At 41.2% G+C, this 21,282-nt stretch carries 15 protein-coding genes; 11 read left to right on the top strand and 4 right to left on the bottom strand.

Features of this window, described 5'->3' with window-relative positions:
- Window positions 1-85: 85 nt before the first annotated feature.
- Window positions 86-1,540 (bottom strand): 16S rRNA (cytosine(1407)-C(5))-methyltransferase RsmF, encoded by a 1,455-nt coding sequence (rsmF, locus tag AAEY93_RS13495; RefSeq protein ID WP_124013019.1) that lies wholly within the window; start codon window positions 1,538-1,540, stop codon window positions 86-88.
- Window positions 1,541-1,664: 124 nt separating this feature from the next.
- Here rsmF and AAEY93_RS13490 point away from each other — a divergent pair, with 124 nt between their 5' ends.
- Window positions 1,665-2,891 (top strand): spore maturation protein, encoded by a 1,227-nt coding sequence (locus AAEY93_RS13490; RefSeq protein ID WP_101031009.1) that lies wholly within the window; start codon window positions 1,665-1,667, stop codon window positions 2,889-2,891.
- A gap of 141 nt (window positions 2,892-3,032) precedes the next feature.
- Here the strand turns inward: AAEY93_RS13490 and AAEY93_RS13485 are convergent, their stop codons facing one another.
- The 3 genes from AAEY93_RS13485 to AAEY93_RS13475 all read right to left on the bottom strand — a co-directional run bounded on the left by AAEY93_RS13485 (window position 3,033) and on the right by AAEY93_RS13475 (window position 6,997).
- A complete protein-coding gene (locus tag AAEY93_RS13485; RefSeq protein WP_124013020.1) occupies window positions 3,033-5,678 on the bottom strand; it encodes an MlaD family protein in 2,646 nt (881 codons plus the stop codon).
- Window positions 5,665-6,261 carry a paraquat-inducible protein A gene (locus tag AAEY93_RS13480; RefSeq protein ID WP_101034658.1) on the bottom strand — a complete coding sequence of 199 codons (597 nt, stop codon included), beginning with the start codon at window positions 6,259-6,261 and terminating at the stop codon, window positions 5,665-5,667. Before AAEY93_RS13480 ends, AAEY93_RS13485 begins: the two co-directional genes overlap by 14 nt.
- Window positions 6,262-6,370: 109 nt before the next feature.
- The gene (locus tag AAEY93_RS13475) at window positions 6,371-6,997 is read right to left on the bottom strand and encodes a paraquat-inducible protein A (RefSeq protein WP_101031014.1); all 627 of its coding nucleotides are present in this window, start codon (window positions 6,995-6,997) and stop codon (window positions 6,371-6,373) included.
- A gap of 212 nt (window positions 6,998-7,209) precedes the next feature.
- On the opposite strand from AAEY93_RS13475, the gene AAEY93_RS13470 reads away from it, so the two are divergent.
- From AAEY93_RS13470 to AAEY93_RS13425, 10 genes are all read left to right on the top strand, one after another.
- The gene (locus AAEY93_RS13470) at window positions 7,210-7,503 is read left to right on the top strand and encodes a YebG family protein (protein WP_101031017.1); all 294 of its coding nucleotides are present in this window, start codon (window positions 7,210-7,212) and stop codon (window positions 7,501-7,503) included.
- Window positions 7,504-7,552: 49 nt separating this feature from the next.
- Window positions 7,553-8,011 carry a free L-methionine (R)-S-oxide reductase MsrC gene (msrC, locus tag AAEY93_RS13465; protein ID WP_101031020.1) on the top strand — a complete coding sequence of 153 codons (459 nt, stop codon included), beginning with the start codon at window positions 7,553-7,555 and terminating at the stop codon, window positions 8,009-8,011.
- A 277-nt stretch (window positions 8,012-8,288) separates the two neighbouring features.
- Window positions 8,289-8,900, top strand: coding sequence for an RNA chaperone ProQ (gene proQ, locus AAEY93_RS13460; RefSeq protein ID WP_101031021.1), 612 nt, complete (start codon window positions 8,289-8,291; stop codon window positions 8,898-8,900).
- 22 nt (window positions 8,901-8,922) lie between these two features.
- Window positions 8,923-10,974: a carboxy terminal-processing peptidase gene (prc, locus tag AAEY93_RS13455; RefSeq protein WP_101031025.1), complete on the top strand. Its 2,052-nt coding sequence runs from the start codon at window positions 8,923-8,925 to the stop codon at window positions 10,972-10,974.
- 135 nt (window positions 10,975-11,109) lie between these two features.
- A complete protein-coding gene (pepN, locus tag AAEY93_RS13450) occupies window positions 11,110-13,671 on the top strand; it encodes an aminopeptidase N (protein WP_351077550.1) in 2,562 nt (853 codons plus the stop codon).
- Window positions 13,672-13,762: 91 nt separating this feature from the next.
- Window positions 13,763-13,978: a DUF2835 domain-containing protein gene (locus AAEY93_RS13445; RefSeq protein ID WP_164839474.1), complete on the top strand. Its 216-nt coding sequence runs from the start codon at window positions 13,763-13,765 to the stop codon at window positions 13,976-13,978.
- 315 nt (window positions 13,979-14,293) lie between these two features.
- Window positions 14,294-16,342: a DUF1302 domain-containing protein gene (locus AAEY93_RS13440; RefSeq protein WP_124013023.1), complete on the top strand. Its 2,049-nt coding sequence runs from the start codon at window positions 14,294-14,296 to the stop codon at window positions 16,340-16,342.
- Between the two features lie 13 nt (window positions 16,343-16,355).
- The gene (locus AAEY93_RS13435; protein WP_124013024.1) at window positions 16,356-17,720 is read left to right on the top strand and encodes a DUF1329 domain-containing protein; all 1,365 of its coding nucleotides are present in this window, start codon (window positions 16,356-16,358) and stop codon (window positions 17,718-17,720) included.
- A gap of 62 nt (window positions 17,721-17,782) precedes the next feature.
- Window positions 17,783-18,793, top strand: coding sequence for a WD40/YVTN/BNR-like repeat-containing protein (locus tag AAEY93_RS13430; protein WP_124013025.1), 1,011 nt, complete (start codon window positions 17,783-17,785; stop codon window positions 18,791-18,793).
- Between the two features lie 49 nt (window positions 18,794-18,842).
- Window positions 18,843-21,149 carry an efflux RND transporter permease subunit gene (locus tag AAEY93_RS13425; protein WP_124013026.1) on the top strand — a complete coding sequence of 769 codons (2,307 nt, stop codon included), beginning with the start codon at window positions 18,843-18,845 and terminating at the stop codon, window positions 21,147-21,149.
- The last annotated feature ends 133 nt before the right edge of the window (window positions 21,150-21,282 follow it).

Here is a 21,282-nt window from a genome sequence, read left to right as displayed (position 1 = left end):
ATATATGACAGCAATCCTGTCCCTGTTATCGATGAGTTATACCTTGCAATACGGGAGGAGACCATATATGAGGTTAATTAGTGTGTCATAGACTTACGTTAACCTTGTCGCGGACTAATTCACGCGGTAAATTGTTTTTCAGCCTATGGCCTAAGTGTTTTACGACCCCAAGTACGACCTTGTGATAACTCACTAACATTTCACCTCGTGGCATTATGGCTAAATGTTGCTGTACCGATTCATCAAAAGTAGTTATGGCAATATCACGACCCATTAAATAATCTTGTGCTTGCGCGGCACTCAATTCCATAGTTTTTGTTGGGTTATGTGCTGCTGCTGATAAAGCAATAACGGCTTCATGTTTTGCTTTGTAGCCTTTTTTCATTGCATCAGCGAGCTTAATGCCAATACGTTGAAAGCGCATTTTGCCAATAAACGGTATAAATTGGGCTGGAAATAACCAATATTCATCATCACGTACCATGATCACGTCATCACTAGGTAACTCGAGACAGAAGTTGTTTTGAAAATATTGTATTAACTCCGTTTTTTGCTTTTCGTTTACGGGAGTAAATGGAAAGTTTTTTTGTAATTTTGGCTGTTTTTCTACTCGCTCGACTGAGGCTATTTTGCGGATTTTGGCGACAAAAAAACCTTCACTGTCGTAAATTTGTGGCCAAACATGTAGAAAACCTTCTTTAGTGCACGCTTGGTCTGCGCCATCAAATAAATCTGTCAATGAGATAAATTCAACCGCATCAGGATATATTTGTTTTAAGTGTAGACAGATATGTTGGTTTTCTAACTGGCTTAGGGTGCAAGTAGAATAGACTAAGGTCCCACCAGGTTTTAATGCCAAAAATGCAGATTCGATAAGATCTTTTTGGGTTTCGCCAATCGCAGTAACATCATCAATATCCCAATGTTTTAATGCCAATGGATCTTTACGAACCGTTCCTTCGCCGCCGCAAGGAGCATCCAATAAAATAGTATCAAACGATTCAAATAAATACTCACCAAATACTCTGCCATCAAAATGGGTCAGGGCAGTATGGCTTGCGCCCATTCGTAGCACGTTGGCATGCAATACTTTCACTCGACTGGCGGAGTATTCATTAGCAACTAATAAGCCACGGTTATTCATTAAGGCTGCTATTTGAGTGGTTTTAGAGCCAGGAGCTGAAGCAAGGTCTAAGACAATTTCAGGTGCGGTATCATTTGAAAAGAGTGCAGTTGGCGGCAGCATAGAGCTGGCTTCCTGGATGTAAAACAGCCCTTGAATATGTTCGATGGCATTGCCTAGCTGAATGTCATCTTTGCCTTCAATCCAAAATCCGTCCTCACACCAAGGTATCGGTGAGAGTTGCCAGCCTGCTTGCGTCATGATGTTGATAAACGCGACGGTACTTATTTTTAGTGTATTAACCCGAATGGATTGACGAAGCGGTTTATCACAATAAGCGATAAACTCTTCTAAAGATAAGTGGGCGGGTAACTCTTTCTCAATGTGCTTGATAAAGTTTGTATTTAATTGGGCCATAATAATAAACGATAAATTATTTTTGCAGTGATTGGGTCGATCATATCACGGAATTGTACGCCCTGATCGGCAATGATTACTGTATATTGAGGTTATTAAAACCGACTGGGTTATGGAGATATATGTGTTAAATAGAGTGTGGTTAGTATTTTTTATCATTGCCGCGTTGTCTATCGTGATCCAATTGGTAAATGGCAACGTCAATGTATTAAGCGAGTCGGTTACTGCTTTGTTTGCCAGTGCCAAATTAGCGGCAGACATCTCAATTGGCTTGATTGGTGTGCTAGCGTTATGGATGGGCCTTATGCAGGTGGGTGAAAAGGCCGGTGTAGTGGGTTTGTTTGCCCGTATATTCGAGCCTTTACTCTCCAAGTTGATGCCTGAGGTTCCTCGTGGCCATGTGGCGTATGGGAGTATTAGCATGAATCTGACTGCGAATATGCTGGGGTTAGATAATGCCGCAACCCCCTTAGGCTTAAAAGCAATGCATGATCTGCAAACGCTTAACCCGGTCAAAGCGGTTGCAACCAATGCCCAAATTTTATTTTTAGTGTTAAATACCTCCTCGGTAACGTTAGTCCCAGTGACAGTGTTTCTCTATCGCGCGCAACAAGGTGCTGCTAATCCTGCTGATATCTTTTTGCCTATCTTGTTGGCCACAAGTGTCTCGACCGTTGTGGGGCTGCTGGTTGTGGCTTTGGTGCAACGTATCTCGTTATTCAATAGTGTTATTTTGGCTTATGCTGCCATCATTATGAGTGTGTTCATGGCAGGTATGGCTTATTTAGTGACATTATCGGCCGATGCAATAGGCCAAGTGTCTATGATTTTGGGCAACGGCATATTGCTATTGCTCATTCTAAGTTTTATTTTAGTCGCCGGTTATCGCAAAATTGCTGTGTATGAAGAGTTTGTCGACGGTGCAAAGCAGGGGTTCAGTCAAGCAATCCAGCTTATTCCTTATTTGTTGGCGATGTTATTAGCGATTGGTTTTCTGAGGGCTTCTGGCGCATTAGATTATGCTTTGCAGCTCTTAGCTAGCGTCGTTAGCGCATTGGGAGCCGATACGCGCTTTATTGATGCGATGCCAACGGCATTGATGAAACCCTTTAGTGGTTCAGGCGCGCGGGCTATGATGCTAGAAACCATGAGTCACCATGGTGTTGACTCATTTGCTGGCCGATTAGCCGCAATCTTGCAAGGCAGTACCGAAACGACTTTTTATGTGTTGGCCGTTTACTTTGGTTCTGTCGGGATCCGTAATGGCCGTCATGCGTTGGCATGTGGTTTAACTGCTGATATTGCCGGTATTACTGCAGCCATAGGCGTGTGTTATTGGTTTTATGGTTAATAATAAAAAGTGTAAATGTATTTTAGTACGGGACAGTGATAAAAAAGGCCGATAAATTTATCGGCCTTTTTGTGTTTGAATCGTTATTTAACCTCAACGGAGAAAAGGCTGTTTGATAAGCGTTTATTATCCCGAGTGAATTTATTTAGCTTGTGTAGGTCGCCATTGTGTCCATTCATCTTGCGAATTTGCATGTAATGGGAAACGGCTTGTGGCATCGATACTATTACTGTCTGAGGTTGCATCACGTGTAGCAAATGCTATTCCGCCGGCAAGTATGGTCTCTAATGATCCCGTTTCTAACTTCGCGCCTGAAAATAATCCGACATCTAACTTAATCCCTGAAGCATCCCAAAACTGGCTGCTTTGGTTAATTAAATGAGCATATTCAGCATTGACATGGGCAAACAGCGTTATTTCAATACCTGAATCATCTAGCTGATAACCATCAATTTGGCCGACGTTAATGCCGCGAAAAAATAATGGCGTCCCCACTTTAATGGAACCCAGTTGATCATCAACTAATTGGAATACTACAGCATCTTTGGGCACATTGGCTGCAAAACTAGCGTGCGCTAAGGCGACAAACGTATCAACTAATTCCAGACTCTTGCCAGGGATAACCCCAATATACGGCCCCGTTAATAATGCATCTAGTGCATTAATCCCAGCTAAAGAAATCTGTGCATCAATAATGAAGTATTCACTGTCATTGGTGCTGAAGTGATGTGCATATTGGCCAAACAAATACGCTGTTGCACTAAGCGTGTTTAAATCTTGGTTTAGCTTAACGTGTGTCACCTCACCAATTTGATGACCTTGGAAACGAATGGCGGCATTGGCAGTGATGTTTGCACTGACGGGTAAGGTGAGATTAATGACCTTAGCCTGCATAAGCGCATATGATTTTTTGTCATACAAGCGCAGATTCGGCTCACTGTGTTGAATATCAGCTATGTCATCTATGTGGCCAAGAGTAATACTGCCGTTAATAGCGCCTTTAAGTGGGGCGACATTAATATCAACGCCCGCGAGACTGGCATTGATGGCGACAGCATCGTTGCGCCAAAACACTGTATTGGGTTTTATTAGTGGAGCAAATTTATTGTCGATATTAATATCGATGTTAAATTTATCTGTGTTTGCTAACCAGTTAATTTTACTTACCGAGCCGATTTGCATTTTTTTATAATAAATAGGTGATCCTTCAGCTAAATCTGCCCCATCAATACTGGTCAAGGTTAAATGGGTCATTTGCTGCTGAGCATATAATGCCTTGGCTGACTCAATTGATTCATGCAGTTTCAATTTACTATTGACCGCAAGTAGGGCGCTGTTATTACCTGGAATTAAGCTAATAGCCCCTTCAAGCATAGTGGTTACATCTCGAGTCTTAACACTTATGCCTTCTAATGAAGCATTTATGGATAATGCACTTTCAGGCACAAAGAAACTTCCCTTCGTGAGTAAATTTTTAAATTCAGGTAGAATTTCAATATGATACTCAACAGTTGAAAAATCTTGGCTTATGTTAGTACTGAGAATTTGGCCAATAGGTAATTGTTTATAACGCACTTGTGCACCATTACTGACACCAGTATGGGTATTGGCAACGACAGTTAGCTCAATTTTGTCTTCACTGAGTAAGTCTGGTGCACCTGAAGCCAGTTCAAATTGCATCGCCTCAGTTGATGCCTGGCTACCAGGCAAAACATTAATCACACTTCCTGTAACGAGTCGACTGACGTGTTTGACACCTTTTAATGATATTTCGGGACCACTTAACCAAAACTGACTATCTTTGGCAATTAACGCTTTGTACTGGTAGTTAACTCGAGCAATGAATTGAACCCCGGTTGGCGTTAAGGATTTTTTCTCAATTTGACCAATAGCAATACCACGGTAGATGATAGCTGTCCCTTCGCTGACATCCTCACCATTTGCCGCAGTTAGGCTAAAATCAATTCCACCGAGAGCCGTTTGTTGATCTTCATACAGGGTATATTCATCGCCATTTACCGCTTTTTCGGTATCAGTGCCACTATCAAAACTAATTCCGCCTGCTAAAATTGACGCAATACTTTCGGTACTGACTTTGATGCCAGCTAATGAGGCATCAATCTTTAACCCCGAGACATTCCAAAAGTGGGAATCTTTATTGACTAAATGAGCATATTGCTCTTGAACAAATGCGCTGATAATAATTTGCTTGTTGCCGTGTAGACGGTAGCTGACCACACTGCCGACAGGCGCTTGACGGAAAAATACTGGCGAGCCAACATCAATAGATCCCAGTCGAGGTGATTTTAGCTCGATCATGAGCCCTTCAATGCCGGGGAGGATTGCTGGCGCTTCTCGCTCAGCTTCGAATTCGGTTGCAGAGCGCCCATCTCCTGGCTGAATGGCAATATAATTGCCTGAAAATAAGGTGTCTAATCCTTCGACTCCAGTAATACTCGCTTTGGGTTTGACTAACCAAAAAAGAGTATTTTTGTTTAAAAATGGATCGGCGCGATAATCCATTACCACTTTGACGTTAACCCCTCTGAGATCATCATCAATACCAATGTCGGTGACTTTACCTACCGACAAACCTTGGTATTTTACCAAGGTTTTACCAATATCGATCCCGGCGGCACTGGGGAAGTGGATCAAAACGTCAATGCCGGACTCATTAATGCTTTTTACTCCTAACCAAGCACCTAATATTAAGGCGACAACAGGCAATAACCATATTGGCGAGAATAATTTTTTCTTCACAACTTTAGGCGATTCAATTTGTGTCATTAGTGTGTTCCAAGCGGTCCCAGAGTAAACGAGTATCTAACACTCTTGCCGCGAGTTGAGTCAGTAAGATTACTAACGCAAACGCGGTAGCGGCAGGTGCAGGTTTTGCGTCTAATAGTTGCCCCATATTGACTAGGGCAACTGTTAATGAAATCACGAATAAATCAAGCATTGACCAACGGCCAATCCATTCAATGATATGAAAACCCACCATCAATTTTCTTTTTGATACTGGAAGGTTAAAGCTGATAGCCGTTAAATAGGTGGCCAAACCAATAATTTTTAGCCAAGGCACTAATATACTGGCAGTAAACACAATAATAGCAATCGGGAACATGCCCGTTTTGACCAGATGGCTAATACCACTAAAAATAGTGTCATGGGTAACCTCTCCCCGATTTGTCAGGAGGGTTATTGGGTAGATATTGGCGACAACAAGTAAAATTGTTGCGGTAACCAGTAAAGCCCAACTTTGCTGAATGCTGGCATAATTTCGACTACTTAACTGGCTAAAACAGCGTCGACAATGACTACTCGTCGTCAGATTAACCTTGCGACAAACGGGACATAAACATAAGCCCATTTTTTTCCCCTGCAAATGCGTGGGAGTATTCGCGGTCGGCGCGTCTTTAAACTCATCAACCGATTCGGTAGGGAGCAAGGTCGGTTTATCTGGGGGTGCAATAGGAAGATTAGTCATCAACATAACCCCACATATGTTCTAGGTTATATTCACGTTGTAAAAATAAAATGATGATAAACAACATCGTAAAACAGAAGGTACCCATACCGAAATACACATCTGAAAAATCAGATAATTGGAATGCCGACACTAAAAAGCTAATCACATAAATTTCTAACATGGTCATTTGCGATATTAAGCCATGGTTTTTTAACAATGTGGTGTACGCTCTTTGCCAAAATGAACTGTGTAATTTTAGCTTTACAACGACAACCTGAGTCAGAATCGACAATATTAATAATCCAGGGGCGATAACAGCCGCAACCATGACGGCTAAGCCGACAACCCAATAACCTTCAGACCAAACTGTCACCGCGGCATGCATGACTGTTGTCGTGCGGACACTGCCAAGAAAGTGAATTTCTAATACAGGTAATAAATTGGCCGGAATAAAGATAACTAATGCTGCAATGCATAACGCCAGCATGCCATTAATAGAACAATAAGGAGAATCATAAAGAGCAGTATGACAACGAGGACAAAGCGCTCTAGCACTAGAGGGCAAGGCTCGTTTTCTCACCGCCAAATCACATGATTGGCATAACGTTATAGAATCATGATCATCAAATTCATGCATGAAGAATTAGTCTAATCCATTGTGAAACACATTATTGGGTAGCGAAGAGTTAAGCCTCTCTGCTTTGCCTTATATTGGCAGATAAATGAGTCTGTTGTTCAACAATCTCAATTTTCTGTGTTTGATAATATCAGAATAATCAGAACACTTGCATCATAAGTTAACTATGTGAGATTCTATGCACTGTATATAAAAACAGTGAGGATTACATCATGGCAGTGATAACCCAATTTGTCGTGGTCAGAGAAGGGGTGGAGAAGATGACATTTATATCGAAGAAAGAGGCTGATGCCTACGATAAGATGCTTGATATTTCCGATAACCTGGTGCCGTTTCTTATTAAGGCGGACCTCGGACTTGATGAAAATAAATGCGAACAACTGGCATTTTATCTAGCAAACAATAAAGATGAGCTTTCTAACTTGCTAAAAGGCATCGTACAGGTTAAAAACGCTCCTACAGCCAAAACCAAAAAGACTGCGGCTAAAAATACACCACTAGAATAGCGGCGTTAATCACTCTGTTTTCGAGTGAATGTCAGCTTAAGGAATGGAAATGAAAACCGAATTTTACCAAACATTAAATCGTCAAGCACAAGCTTTACTTGAAGGCGAAGATGATTTAATTGCGGCAATGGCAAATTTTTCAGCGTTGCTAAACGACAACTTAGCAGACCTCAACTGGGCTGGTTTTTATATCAAGCGTGGTGAGCAATTAGTACTAGGGCCTTTTCAAGGTAAAGTGGCTTGTACCCGTATCATTATGGGTAAAGGTGTATGTGGCACTGCTGCAGCGGAAAATAAAACCCAACGAGTGGCAGACGTGCATCAATTTGACGGCCATATAGCATGTGATTCTGCCAGTAACTCAGAAATAGTGATCCCTGTTAGACACGGCCATGAGGTTGTGGCAGTGTTAGATATCGACAGCCCATTATTGAATCGATTCGATCAAGATGATCAAATTGGTTTAGAATATATGGTAAAAAGCTTCGAAACTTGCCTATTTGGTTAAATAGCGAACAATTTTGATTAAATCATGGTCGCATTCGCTGTCGCGGGCTTTATAATATGCCGCTGTACGCATTTGTGCTGGATTTACTGATGATCGATGATTAAGCTGACAGTAAGTTTGGTTAAATTGTTAAGGTTTGTTTCTATGACTTTAGCAAACGAGCGGATAGTGATATTTTGTACGTTGAGCCTTAACAGTAAGGTTTAACGAAAGATGAACGACTGCATGGCAAATCTAATGCCGCATAATCAGTCCCTTTATTAACGTGGAAGTAAAAATGGAATCAACAGACAAGTTGACCGACACCAACGCAATTTTAGCGTATTTATATGAAACCTTTCCTTTATGCTTTATTGCTGAAGGCGAAACTAAACCATTAAAAATTGGTTTGTTTCAAGACTTGGCTGAACGGTTAGCTGATGATTCTAAAGTCAGTAAAACACAATTACGTGTAGCGCTTCGTCGTTACACAAGCAGCTGGCGCTACTTGAAAGGCGTTAAAGCGGGTGCCAAACGTATCGATCTTGAAGGTAATGAATGTGCTGAGTTAGAACAAGAACACATCGACCATGCTATTCTTACACTGAAAGAAAGCCAAGAGAAAGCCAAAGCCAAGCGTCAAGCGTTAGCGCCTAAAAAGCCTGCTAAGAAAGTTGCGCCTAAACGTGCTCCAGTGGTTAAGAAAGAACGTCCAGCTGCAGTAGTTGCGCCAGTCATTAAACTTGTGCCTGCAAAGCTTGAAGATTTGAAACAAAAGCAACGTGTGAATGTTAAATTAGGAGCCACACCAGTACCCGGTGTTGTGACTGATATTAATAAAGAAGATGTGCTTGTTCAGTTAGATACTGGCTTATCCATCAAAGTACGTGCCGAACACATACTATTATAGAAAATTTAAGGAGTACTTGTTGATGCGAAAACTTACCTTGGCCGCGTCAATTGCCTGTTTATTTGTCGGCTTTTCGGCATGGGCAATTTCACCAACGATTCAAATCAGCGAGTTACCTAAACTAGCACAAGAGCCACAGCATAAAGTGGCTAGCAAGCGAGTAACAACTTTGTTTACTCGCTCGCATTATCACCGTTTTAATCTCGATAATGCATTTTCTGAACAAATCTATTCTCGCTTTCTTGAGCAGCTTGATTATCGCCGTAATGTGCTGACTGCGGCAGACATTGCTAGCTTTAGTCAATATCAAAATCTGTTTGATAATATGCTCGAGTCAGGCAATATTAGCGCAGCATTTAAGATGTACGATGTGGTGCAAAAGCGTCGTTATGAACGTTTTTCTTACGCCTTGTCTTTGCTTGATAAAGAATTTGATTTTACCAAAGCAGGCGATTCGTATGAATTTGATCGCAAAGATGCTGCTTGGCCAAAAGATGAAGCCGAAGTTAATGACCTTTGGCGTCAGCGGGTTAAATACGATGCGTTAAACCTAAAGTTAACCGGAAAAAAATGGCCTGACATTGTTGAAGTGCTCGAGAAGCGTTATAACAATGCCATTAAGCGTTTAAGCCAAACCCAAAGTGAAGACGTATTTCAAACCGTGATGAACGCGTTTGCTCGCAGCGTTGAACCTCATACAAGTTATTTATCTCCCCGCAATGCAGAACGTTTCCAAATGGAAATGAACTTAAGCCTCGAAGGCATTGGTGCTGTGTTACAAATGGATGATGACTATACCGTTATCAAAAGTTTAGTAGCCGGAGGCCCGGCCGCAAACAGTGAAAAGTTATCACCTGAAGATCGAATTGTCGGTGTTGGCCAAAAAGATGGCGATGTAGTTGACGTTATCGGTTGGCGTTTAGATGATGTTGTTGACCTGATTAAAGGGCCAAAGGGCAGTGAAGTTGTTTTACAAATTTTACCGAAAAAAGGTGGTGCGAATGCTAAGCCTTTTGAACTGGTCATTACCCGAGATAAAATTCGCTTAGAAGATCGCGCTGCGACCTCAAAAGTGGTTGAGCCTAAAGAAGGTCAATATGCGGATCGTAAAATTGGGGTGATCCAGATCCCTGGTTTTTATATGAATTTATCTCAAGATGTAGCCAAAGAAATTACTCAACTTGAAAAAGACAATGTTGAAGGCATTATTATTGACCTTCGTGGTAATGGCGGCGGCGCGTTAACGGAAGCAACATTACTGACAGGCTTGTTTATTGATAAGGGTCCAGTGGTTCAAATCCGGGATGCCAATGGTGGTATTAATCAAAATAGTGATAACGATGGTGTCAGTGCATACAATGGCCCATTAACTGTGATGGTTGATCGTTATAGTGCATCAGCATCAGAGATTTTTGCAGCGGCTTTACAAGATTATGACCGTGCACTTATTGTGGGTGAATCGACCTTTGGTAAAGGAACCGTTCAGCAACATAAGAGTTTAGGTCGAATTTATGACATGTATGAAAAACCGATTGGTCACGTGCAATATACCATAGCTAAATTTTACCGTATTAATGGGGGCAGTACTCAGTTAAAAGGCGTCACTCCTGATGTGAGTTTTCCGACTGCATTAGCGCCTGGTGAATACGGCGAGTCAGAAGAGAAAAATGCCTTACCATGGGATAAAGTTCCAGTAGCTCAGTACAGCACGCTAGGAAATATTACCCCGATGTTGATCCAAAATCTTGATGCGAAGCATAAAGAACGGATCAGTAAAGATGTTGAGTTCAGTTATATTTATCAAGATATTAATGAGTTTAAAAAACATCATAAAGACAAAACGATATCGCTTGTTGAAAGCGAACGTATGGCCTCTCGTGAAGACGATGATAAGCGCGCTCTAGACCGGGCAAATGCTCGTAGAGTCCATGATGGTTTGGCTGCGGTAAAGTCTTTAGATGACATAGAAAAGAGCGATGACAGTAAGTTACCTGATGCCTTTTTAGATGAAACTGCTTATATTACACTCGATATGGCCGATGCTGAAAAAATGGCTAAAACAAGCCTAAAGTAATTTATGATAACTGTTAAAAAACGCGCTTAAGGCGCGTTTTTTATTAATCACAATAATTAATAATGATGCCAATTTTTTAAGTTTACACCCCAATATCATCAAACTGGCTTCAGTACTGTTCGACAAGGATCCTGTATGAATCAAGCTCAAGAAAAACACCTAAAAGATTATGCAAAGCCTGCCTTTACCATTTCCCATATTGATTTGAACGTTATTCTCGATGGTAAAAACACTAAAGCCACTGCTGTCAGCAAAGTGATCCGTAATGGCGATCATCAACATGATTTAGTGCTTGATGGTGAACAACTTTCACTTAGTTCGGTGAAGATTAACGGTGTGGCGGCAAATTATCGTCAACATGATAGCCAGTTGACGATCACCACAGAACAGACAGAATTTGAATTAGAGGTCATCACTTTACTCGATCCTGAGACTAACTCTAGTCTTGAAGGTCTTTACATGTCAGATGGTGCTTATTGCACCCAATGTGAAGCTGAAGGATTTCGCCGGATCACCTATTTCTTAGACAGACCCGATGTTCTGGCTATTTATACCGTGCGCATTGAAGCCGATAAACAAGCATGTCCTTTTTTGTTAAGTAACGGTAATTTAATTGATAAAGGCGAGATGCCACGTTCGGGTCGTCATTTTGTACAATGGCATGATCCATTTCCAAAACCAAGTTACTTATTTGCCCTCGTGGCAGGAGATTTTGATTTACTCAATGATACCTTTATCACGCTGTCTGGACGTGAGGTTAAACTGCAAGTATTTGTAGATAAAGGTAATCTACATAAAGCTAACCACGCAATGGCGTCATTGAAAAAAGCGATGAAATGGGATGAAACCCGTTTTGGTCTTGAGTACGACCTTGATATTTATATGATTGTTGCCGTTGATTTTTTCAATATGGGCGCCATGGAAAATAAAGGTTTGAATGTCTTTAATACCAAGTTCGTTCTGGCGGATAAAGCCAGTGCTACAGATGACGATTATCATGGTATTGAGTCTGTTGTTGCCCATGAGTATTTTCATAACTGGACCGGTAACCGAGTGACGTGTCGTGATTGGTTTCAGTTAAGTTTAAAAGAAGGCTTAACGGTTTTTCGCGATCAAGAATTTAGTTCCGATGTGGGTTCTCGCGCCGTAAATCGAATTCATGCTATCCGAGTGATGAAAAACCAACAGTTTGCCGAAGATGCCGGTCCTATGTCTCATCCTATTCGTCCTGAAAGCGTGATTGAAATGAATAATTTCTATACTGTGACGGTTTACGACAAAGGGGCTGAAGTGATCCGTATGATGCACACCATTTTAGGTGAGCAAGGTTTCCAAGCAGGGATGAAATGCTATTTTGAACGTCATGATGGCCAAGCGGTAACCTGTGATGACTTTGTTAATGCTATGCAAGACGCCAGCGGTAAAGATTTAACCTTATTCCGTCGTTGGTATAGCCAAGCCGGCACGCCTGTGGTGACAGTTAAAGACAGTTTTAATGCAGACAAGGGTGAGTATCACTTAACCGTTTCTCAGCAAGTAATGTCACAAGGCGTTAAGGGGCAAACACTTCATATACCGTTCAGTGTTGAATTATTGGACAGTGCAGGGCAATCAATTGTCAATAAAGTGCTTGATGTGACTAAAGCCAGCCAAACATTTGTGTTTGATGGACTGGACAATGCGCCTGTAGCCTCTTTACTACAAGACTTTTCGGCACCCGTTAAGCTGGTTTACGACTTTAGCATTGACCATCTTGTTCACCTTATGCGTTATGCCTCTAGCGAAGTGGCTCGCTGGGAAGCATCAGTACAATTAATCAGTCAAACCATATGGAACAACGTTGCTCAGTTGCAAAAGCAGCAAGTCATGATGGTTGATAATCGTGTTATTGAAGCATTCAGAGGTGTCATTTTAGACGCCAATATAGATCAAGCCTTAGTGGCTGAAATTCTCTCTATTCCTTCGGCCTCAGCATTAATAGAGCAGGTGGATAATGTTGATTTAGATGCATTGGCTAAAGCCAGAGAGTTTGTTATTGAAGAGCTCGCATCAGCTTGTGAAGATGAGTTATTGGTTCGTTATCGAGAGCTATTGCTTGTTGATAATGCCGGTGCGCGGGCATTTAAAAATATTGCCTTATCATTACTATGCCAAGTGACAGATACTCATGAATCATTAGTTGAAAAACAATACTATTCCGCTAGTAACATGACTGACAGCTTAGGTGCTTTGAAAGCGGCAGCTACGGCAAAATTAACCTGTTTACCTATGTTACTCAGCGACTTTGAGTCTACGTGGCAATCAACCCCATTAGTAATGGATAAATGGCTTACTCTGCAAGCTTTAGTCAATAGTGATGAGGTGATAGAACAAATTAAAACGCTGACCAAACATCCGAGTTTTAGTTTTTCAAATCCAAACCGTATTCGTTCATTAATTGGCGCTTTTGTGGCTGCCAATACCTATCAATTCCATCGTGCCGATGGTGAAGGGTATCGCTATTTAACCAAAATTTTAGTGAAATTGAATAAAACAAACCCACAAGTCGCATCACGAATGATCACGCCATTAATTCAGTTTGCAAAGTTTGATCAACAGCGCCAACAATTAATGAAACAGTGTTTAGTCGAATTAAAATCACTGCCAGATTTATCGACAGATTTGTATGAAAAAGTGACTAAATCGCTAGTAGAATAATGGTCGACATTCACGCTTATTTAGGGTGAATAATCGCGTGGCCTGAAATCGAAAAAAGGAGAGCTTGCTCTCCTTTTTTATGGAGTAAATTATGGATTTTTTGTTTTCTCTCAACGTGAGTTATGAAGCATTTCTACCTTATTACCAAGGACTTGCAGAAAAAGTGCAGGTAAGGGACCACCAAGGTCGTGTTTTGCACATAAATGGTAAGTATTTTAGACCTTATTTAACCCTTCAAGGCATCCACGGACAGTTTAAATTAGTCCTGAGTCCTGAAGGGAATTTTAAATCAATTACTAAATTATAGAGTATTTACTTCAAACGTTTGATTCATTAGTTATGTGTTAAGTAGCCGTCCTTGAATACTTATAAGTCTATGAAAATAAACTTTTTTCATTAATTGTGGAATGATTGTAATTTTATCGTCGTTGATAATTCAAATATAGGCCTGTTTTATTTGATCATATTTGGTCACACAGCGTTAATTTTCTTAAACATTTTCTTTTTTTTGACCTTGCTCAATATAGTTAAATGCTGTAACAATAGTGTTGCCTGTGGGCTAACAAGATGTTGGTTAAATTCCTATAACAACTAATCCAACAGGTTACGGAGATGAACTAAAATGAATATTGTTAAAAAAAGATTTAACAGGTCGACTCTCGCTTTGGGGGTGGTGTCGGCATTATGTTTGGGGATGAGTACTTCTGCTTCAGCGGTTTCATTTGATTGGGGTGATGTTCGGGGCACTTTTGATTCAACTTGGACTGTCGGCGCCAGCTGGCGTGTATCAGACCGTGATTGGAATGACCAAATCGGTAAGGTGAATCAACCACAATTTGATTGGTCAGGTTACTCTGCATTTGGTGGTGCATTTGGTTCAACCAAATATACCTCAGCGGAGATTTGGGAGCAGCCAGGTTCTTATTCAAGCAACAATGATTTAAGTAATTTACTGTATGCACAAGGTGATACCACTTCTGAGATCGTCAAAGGTCTTCATGAGCTGTCTTTAAAATATGAAAACTACGGCGTCTTTTTACGCGGTATGTATTTTTATGACCGTAAGCTAAATGACGGTGATTATGATTTTAATGATCCATTAACGGGCAAAGAATTTGATCCTTGTGAAGACAACAAAGCATCAGAAGTGCAATGTAAAGACATTCGCTTATTAGATGCATTTGTTTACGGTAACTGGAATTTAAACGACGGCGCAAATCCATTAAGTGTTCGCGTGGGTAACCAAGTGGTTTCTTGGGGTGAAAGTACCCTTATTTCTCACGGTATCGCTGAAATTAATGCTGTAGATTTAAACATCCTCAATGCACCTGGTGCAGAGCTTAAAGAAGCTTTCCGTCCGCAAGGTATGGTTTGGGCATCGTTAGGGCTAAGTGAGAACTTAAACCTTGAAGCATTTTATCAATATGACTGGCAACCAATTTGGGTCCCTACACCTGGTTCAAACTTTGCAACCAATGATTTCGCTGGTTTTGGCGGCTATAACCAAAATGCGCAATTGGGTTTCAACTCTAACCCAGACATCAACCAAGATTTCCTGATTTCTGAATACACACGTCTATATGACGCGGCGGCAGCGAGCGGATTTAATTCGGCTTATGCAGCTTATATGTTGTCGTATTCAACCAAAGCAGCTTTAGTTAAAGATGCTGCAGATCCAAGTGATGATGGCCAATTTGGGGTTAAGTTAGGTTATTATTCGCCAGAACTAGGTGAAACTGAATTTGGTTTGTATTACATGAACTACCATAGCCGTCGTCCACTTATTAGCGGTACAGCTTCTAATTTTACTGCCGGAGCTATTGGTCGTGATTATGGTCGTTTAGCACAAAGTGGTGGGGTTATTGACCGCGAGCTGTTGTTAAGCATGGAAACCTTTACTAAGTCACAAATTGTCTATCCTGAAGATATCCAATTGTATGGTTTTAGCTTTAACACCTTAGTGGGTGACACTTCCGTTGCCGGTGAAATTTCCCATCGTGTTGATGAGCCATTGCAAATAGATGACGTAGAGTTATTGTTTGCTGCTATGCCTCAGCAATTAGCTAACGCAGGACTCCGCCCTGATCTTGATGGTATTTCGCAACTGGATGTTCCTGATCCTGGTGAAACGGTTGATGGTTTCATTCTCACTGATACCACTCAAGCGCAAATGACCTTTACTCACTTGTTTGGTCCTACACTCGGTTTAGACAATTTGACCATGTTGGCGGAAGTGGGCGGCGTATGGGTCCATGATATGCCTGATTTTGATGAATTACGTTTAAATGGTCCAGGAACGGCTCGTTCTGGTGGTAATCCAGAAATGACCGGCATTATTGCGGCTGTGCATAATGGCCCAGAGACCAACCCATTCCCAACTGATTTTGCTTGGGGTTATCGTTTAGTGGCTAAAGCTGACTTTAACAATTTTTTTGCGGGTGTGAACATGTACCCAAGAATTATCTTCTCTCATGATGTTGATGGTATTACACCGGATCCGATGTTCTTATTCACCGAAGGCAGAAAATCTGTTGCTCTGGGAGTGAACTTTGATTATCAAAGTCGTTGGGGTGCGGATATTTCTTACAACAGCTTCTTTGGTGGGGTAGGAACAACAAATGCCATGACAGATCGAGATTACATCTCTTTCAACGTCAAGTATTCGATTTAAAAGGATAATTATAATGAAGAAACTGACGATATTATCGGCAGCAGTGATGATAGCACTGAGTGCACCTGCTGCGCTGGCGAAAGTATCACAAGCTGATGCAGACAAATTGGGTACATCATTAACGCCCTTGGGTGCTGAAAAAGCGGCTAATGCTGATGGTTCAATTCCTGCTTGGAGTGGTGGTATTAGTAAGCCTATTGCTGGGTACACTAAGGGCATGCATCATCCAGATCCTTTCCCGAGTGACAAAGCGTTATTTACAATTACTAATGCAAATAAAGCGCAATATGCTGAGTTTTTATCTCCTGGGCAGAAAGAATTATTTGAAGTATATCCAGATACTTACAAAATGAATGTGTATGAGAGCCGTCGTACTGCTGCAGTACCTCAATATGTCTCAGATGCGACCAAAGTCAACGCTGCCAGAGCTGAGTTAGTGTCTCAAGGCAACGGTATTACTGGCGCGACTATCGGTGTTCCTTTTCCTATCCCTGCTAACGGTCTAGAAGTCATTTGGAATCATATTCTACGTTTTCGCGGTGTTGATGTAGAAACGTATCGAAGCCAAGCAGCGCCAATGTCTAATGGTTCTTATACATTGGTAGAAACTGCTGAGGCAATTCGCTTTGAATATTCTCGCCCTGAAGTGACCCTAGACAAACTTAAAGAAACGAATACTTTGTTCTACTTTAAGCAGGTGGTCACTCAGCCAGCGCGTTTAGCCGGTACTGCGTTGTTGGTAAAAGAAACCATGGATCAAGAAGCGTTACCACGCCAAGCTTGGACCTATAACACTGGACAGCGTCGCGTTCGTAAAGCGCCTAACGTCGCTTTTGATACGCCAGGTACTGTGTCCGATGGATTGAGAACAACCGATGATTTCGATATGTTTAACGGTTCTCCAATGCGATATAACTGGGAGTTAGTCGGCAAAAAAGAACTTTACATTCCATATAATGATTATCGTTTACATTCAGATGCATTGAAATACGACCAAATTTTAAAACCTGGTCATATTAATCCTGAATATGCACGTTATGAAAAGCATCGCGTATGGGAAGTGAAAGCAACATTAAAAGAAGGAATGCGCCATACCTATAAGACCCGAGTGTTTTATATTGACGAAGATTCTTGGCAAATATCTGTAACGGATATATACGATAACCGCGATGAACTTTATCGTGTCGGTGTCGCTCATAGTATCAATTATTATGAAGTGCCTACTCTGTGGAGTACATTAGAAGTCTTCCATGATCTTCAATCACGTCGTTATTTAGCGATGGGTTTAGACAATGAAGGTCGTATGTACAATTTTGATGCATCACTTTCTGAAGCTAACTTTACCCCGGACGCATTAAGACGTGCTGGTATTCGTTAATTAGCCATAAATAAAAAAAGGGGCGTTTTACGCCCCTATAATAAATTGTAAAGGAAGTTTGTATGACGTTTAACATGCTTCGCAGTGTAGTGGCGATTGGGATTAGTGCATGTTTATTTACTACTTCAGTAGATGCTCAACTCGATCCTCTTTCTGTTCAAATTCAACCCTTAGCTCAATCCTCTTTATTACTTGATATTGCCAATGCGGGCGACACACTTGTTGCGGTAGGCCAACGCGGTAATGTATTGCGCTTAGAGAATAATCAATGGCATCAAGTTGCAACTCCAGTATTATCTCAGTTAACCAAAGTTTTTTTCTTCGATGAGAAACAAGGTTGGGCCGTCGGACATGATGCAACCATCATTCACACCCAAGACGGTGGATTAACGTGGTCTGTGCAGATGCAATCTGCTGACATTGAAAAACCCTTTATGGATGTGCGTTTCTACAGCCCTGTTGATGGTATTGCAGTTGGTGCGTATGGATTATTTTATCGCACCTCAGATGGCGGTAAAACATGGCTGGAAGAGTATCACCAAGAATTGCTCTTTGAAGAAGACGTATCCTATTTAAATGACCTTAAAGCCGAAAATGAAGCCTATTACTTATCTCAGCGATCGTTTTTATTACCTCATTTTAACCGTTTAATTCGTTTGCAAGATAATCGCTTGTTGCTTGTCGGTGAGCAGGGCATGGTAGCGGTATCGGATGATAATGGTCACACATTCTCAAAAACCAATTTTGACTATGATGGCTCAATGTTTAATGCCATTTCGGTTGGGGAAGATGTCTATGTAATGGGGCTTCGTGGTCATGTATTTAGGTCGGATTTAAGTCTATCAGAATGGCAACAAGTGGATTTACCTGTCCAATCATCAATCAATAGCGCACTTATTACACCTAGTAATGACCTTTACCTAGTCGGAAATGCTGGGATTGTGTTGTCTGTCGATGATGGTAAAGCAACCATTGTTACCAGACGTCAAGGTGAAAATATTGTCGCAATTGCCAAAGACAGTAAAGGCCAGTTATGGTTTGCCGGTTCTAAGGGACTGTTCCAGCTTGACTAACTCTTGGGTTAGATTGGACAATTAAAACAACAATAATAGGGCCGAAAAGATGTTAGAAAAACTGGTCAATGGATTTGAATCTCATTTATTCCGTAATCGGAAATGGGTCATAATTTCGTTTATTTTTATTACTATTTTTTTAGGGTATCAAGCCAGCCAATTAAAAATGGATGCGGCTTTTAGTAAAAATATCCCTCTCAATCACACTTACATGAAAACGTATACTAAACACCAGAAAGATTTTGGTGGTGCCAACAGCATTATGGTTGCGGTTGAAGACACTAGTGGCAATATATTCAATCCGGAATTTTTTGATGCACTGAAAAATGTACACGATCAATTATTTTTTATTCCGGGCGTAGAACGTTCTCAGGTTAAGTCTCTCTTTTCACCTTCAACTCGGTTTACCGAAGTCGTTGAAGATGGCTTTGCTGGCGGTCCGGTTATCCCGGCGGACTTTCGTAATGACGAGTACAGTCTTAACGTTGTGCGTAATAATATCGAAAAAGCCGGTATTGTTGGCCGACTCATTGGCAATGATTATACCTCTGCCATGGTATCTGCACAGTTAATGGAGTTTGACCCGCAAACAGGTAAAGCCATTGATACTATTGCGTTTGCTAATCAGTTAGAACAAGAGCTTCGTGGCAAGTTTGAAAACGATAAAATTAAGATTCATATCATCGGTTTTGCAAAAATGGCAGGGGATGTTGCAGAAGGCGCCAAAGGCGTTCTGCTGTTCTTTTTGATAGCCATTGCCATTACCGCTGTGATGGTGTACTTATTCTCAAAATCGATAATGCTAACCATATTGCCATTAATGTGTAGTTTGGTTGCGGTATTTTGGCAATTAGGACTCTTAACTGTGGTCGGATTTGGCTTAGACCCCATGTCGATTTTAGTGCCATTTTTAGTGTTTGCCATTGGTGTCAGCCATGGGGTGCAGATGATCAATGCTGTACGTCGTCGTGTGCTTGATGGCCAAACAACGAAAGCGGCGTCTGCATCGGCTTTTCGCAGTTTATTAGTGCCCGGTGGGGTTGCGCTATTATCAGATACGGTCGGCTTTTTAACCTTACTAGCCATTGATATCGGTATTATTCGAGAGTTGGCAATTTCTGCATCATTAGGCGTAGCAGTCATTATTTTAACCAACCTTATTTTGTTACCTTTGGTGATTTCATATTTTGAATTACCGGTTAAACAAGATAAGCCACAGAAACGTCAAAAAATCGAAAAAATGTGGCGTGGACTGTCTAAGTTTGCTACCCCTAAATATGCTGTAGTGGTATTGATTTTGACAGCCATACTCTATGTGGTTGGTTTTCAGCAAGCTTCAAAAATGAAAATTGGTGATTTACAGGGTGGGGCACCTGCACTGCATCAAGATTCACGTTATAACCAAGATACCTTCTTTATTACCAAACACTTTTCGATTACAACCGATGTAATGTCAGTGATTGTAGAAGCCAAACCTGAGGCTTGTACGTATCATTCCGTGTTAAGTCAAATTGATCAATTTGAGTGGATGGTAGCTAATACACCTGGGGTTGAGTCAACGGCGAGTTTGGCGTCGATTGCGAAAAAAGTGAATGCTGGGTTTAACGAAGGTAATCCGCGTTGGGAAATTTTACCTCGTACCACCGCGAGTTTAGTGCAGGCTGTTGGCCAAGTGCCAACAACGTCAGGTTTGCTCAATGGTAATTGTTCAGTGATGCCAGTGTACTTGTTCTTAACCGATCACAAAGCTGAAACCATTGAGGTTGTGGTTAATAAAGTCAAGGCCGTTGCCGCACAGCTTAACTCTGACACACTACAATTTAAGCTGGCATCAGGTCCAGTAGGTGTCATGGCGGCCACAAATGAAGCCGTGAGCGAAGCTCAGCTACCCATGATGTTATATGTTTACGGTGCCGTGTTTGTATTGTGCTTAATTAGCTTTAAATCACTCAAAGCGACTATTGCGGTGATTATCCCGCTTTATGTGGTATCGACATTAGCGCAAGCGTTAATGACAATGCTTGATATTGGTCTAGCGGTCAGTACCTTACCCGTTATTGCACTGGGTGTAGGTATTGGTGTCGATTACGGTATTTATATCTTGTCGACGATGTCCAATAAACTCAGTAATGGCATGCCGGTGCAACAAGCGTATTTTGAAGCATTAGTTGAGCGCGGCAGTGCGGTTATCTTTACCGGCTTGACGTTAGCCATTGGAGTGAGTACTTGGTTCTTCTCAGACCTTAAGTTCCAAATGGATATGGGAATTTTGCTTACATTTATGTTTTTAGTGAATATGTTAGGAGCAATTATTATTCTACCAGCACTTTCAGCTATGTTTTGGCGAAAAAAGTAGCTAAAACATATGATTAAATAAAAAAGGGAGCTTAGCTCCCTTTTTTATTTTGCATAGTTACGCTATGCAAACGACTTAAATGTCATTTTAAACACTAATCTATGCTGTCTACTAAATTTATAGAGGATGTACC

Origin of the sequence: Shewanella sp. CAL98-MNA-CIBAN-0140, assembly GCF_040309905.1 — a bacterium.
GTDB lineage: Bacteria > Pseudomonadota > Gammaproteobacteria > Enterobacterales > Shewanellaceae > Shewanella > Shewanella psychromarinicola.
This window is presented reverse-complemented; position numbering and strand designations above follow the sequence as displayed.

Coding starts and splice junctions, on each gene's coding strand:
- rsmF (WP_124013019.1), bottom strand. CDS start 1,540: ATGGCCCAATTAAATACAAACTTTATCAAGCACATTGAGAAAGAGTTA.
- AAEY93_RS13485 (WP_124013020.1), bottom strand. CDS start 5,678: ATGACACAAATTGAATCGCCTAAAGTTGTGAAGAAAAAATTATTCTCG.
- AAEY93_RS13480 (WP_101034658.1), bottom strand. CDS start 6,261: ATGGGCTTATGTTTATGTCCCGTTTGTCGCAAGGTTAATCTGACGACG.
- AAEY93_RS13475 (WP_101031014.1), bottom strand. CDS start 6,997: ATGCATGAATTTGATGATCATGATTCTATAACGTTATGCCAATCATGT.
- AAEY93_RS13470 (WP_101031017.1), top strand. CDS start 7,210: ATGGCAGTGATAACCCAATTTGTCGTGGTCAGAGAAGGGGTGGAGAAG.
- msrC (WP_101031020.1), top strand. CDS start 7,553: ATGAAAACCGAATTTTACCAAACATTAAATCGTCAAGCACAAGCTTTA.
- proQ (WP_101031021.1), top strand. CDS start 8,289: ATGGAATCAACAGACAAGTTGACCGACACCAACGCAATTTTAGCGTAT.
- prc (WP_101031025.1), top strand. CDS start 8,923: ATGCGAAAACTTACCTTGGCCGCGTCAATTGCCTGTTTATTTGTCGGC.
- pepN (WP_351077550.1), top strand. CDS start 11,110: ATGAATCAAGCTCAAGAAAAACACCTAAAAGATTATGCAAAGCCTGCC.
- AAEY93_RS13445 (WP_164839474.1), top strand. CDS start 13,763: ATGGATTTTTTGTTTTCTCTCAACGTGAGTTATGAAGCATTTCTACCT.
- AAEY93_RS13440 (WP_124013023.1), top strand. CDS start 14,294: ATGAATATTGTTAAAAAAAGATTTAACAGGTCGACTCTCGCTTTGGGG.
- AAEY93_RS13435 (WP_124013024.1), top strand. CDS start 16,356: ATGAAGAAACTGACGATATTATCGGCAGCAGTGATGATAGCACTGAGT.
- AAEY93_RS13430 (WP_124013025.1), top strand. CDS start 17,783: ATGACGTTTAACATGCTTCGCAGTGTAGTGGCGATTGGGATTAGTGCA.
- AAEY93_RS13425 (WP_124013026.1), top strand. CDS start 18,843: ATGTTAGAAAAACTGGTCAATGGATTTGAATCTCATTTATTCCGTAAT.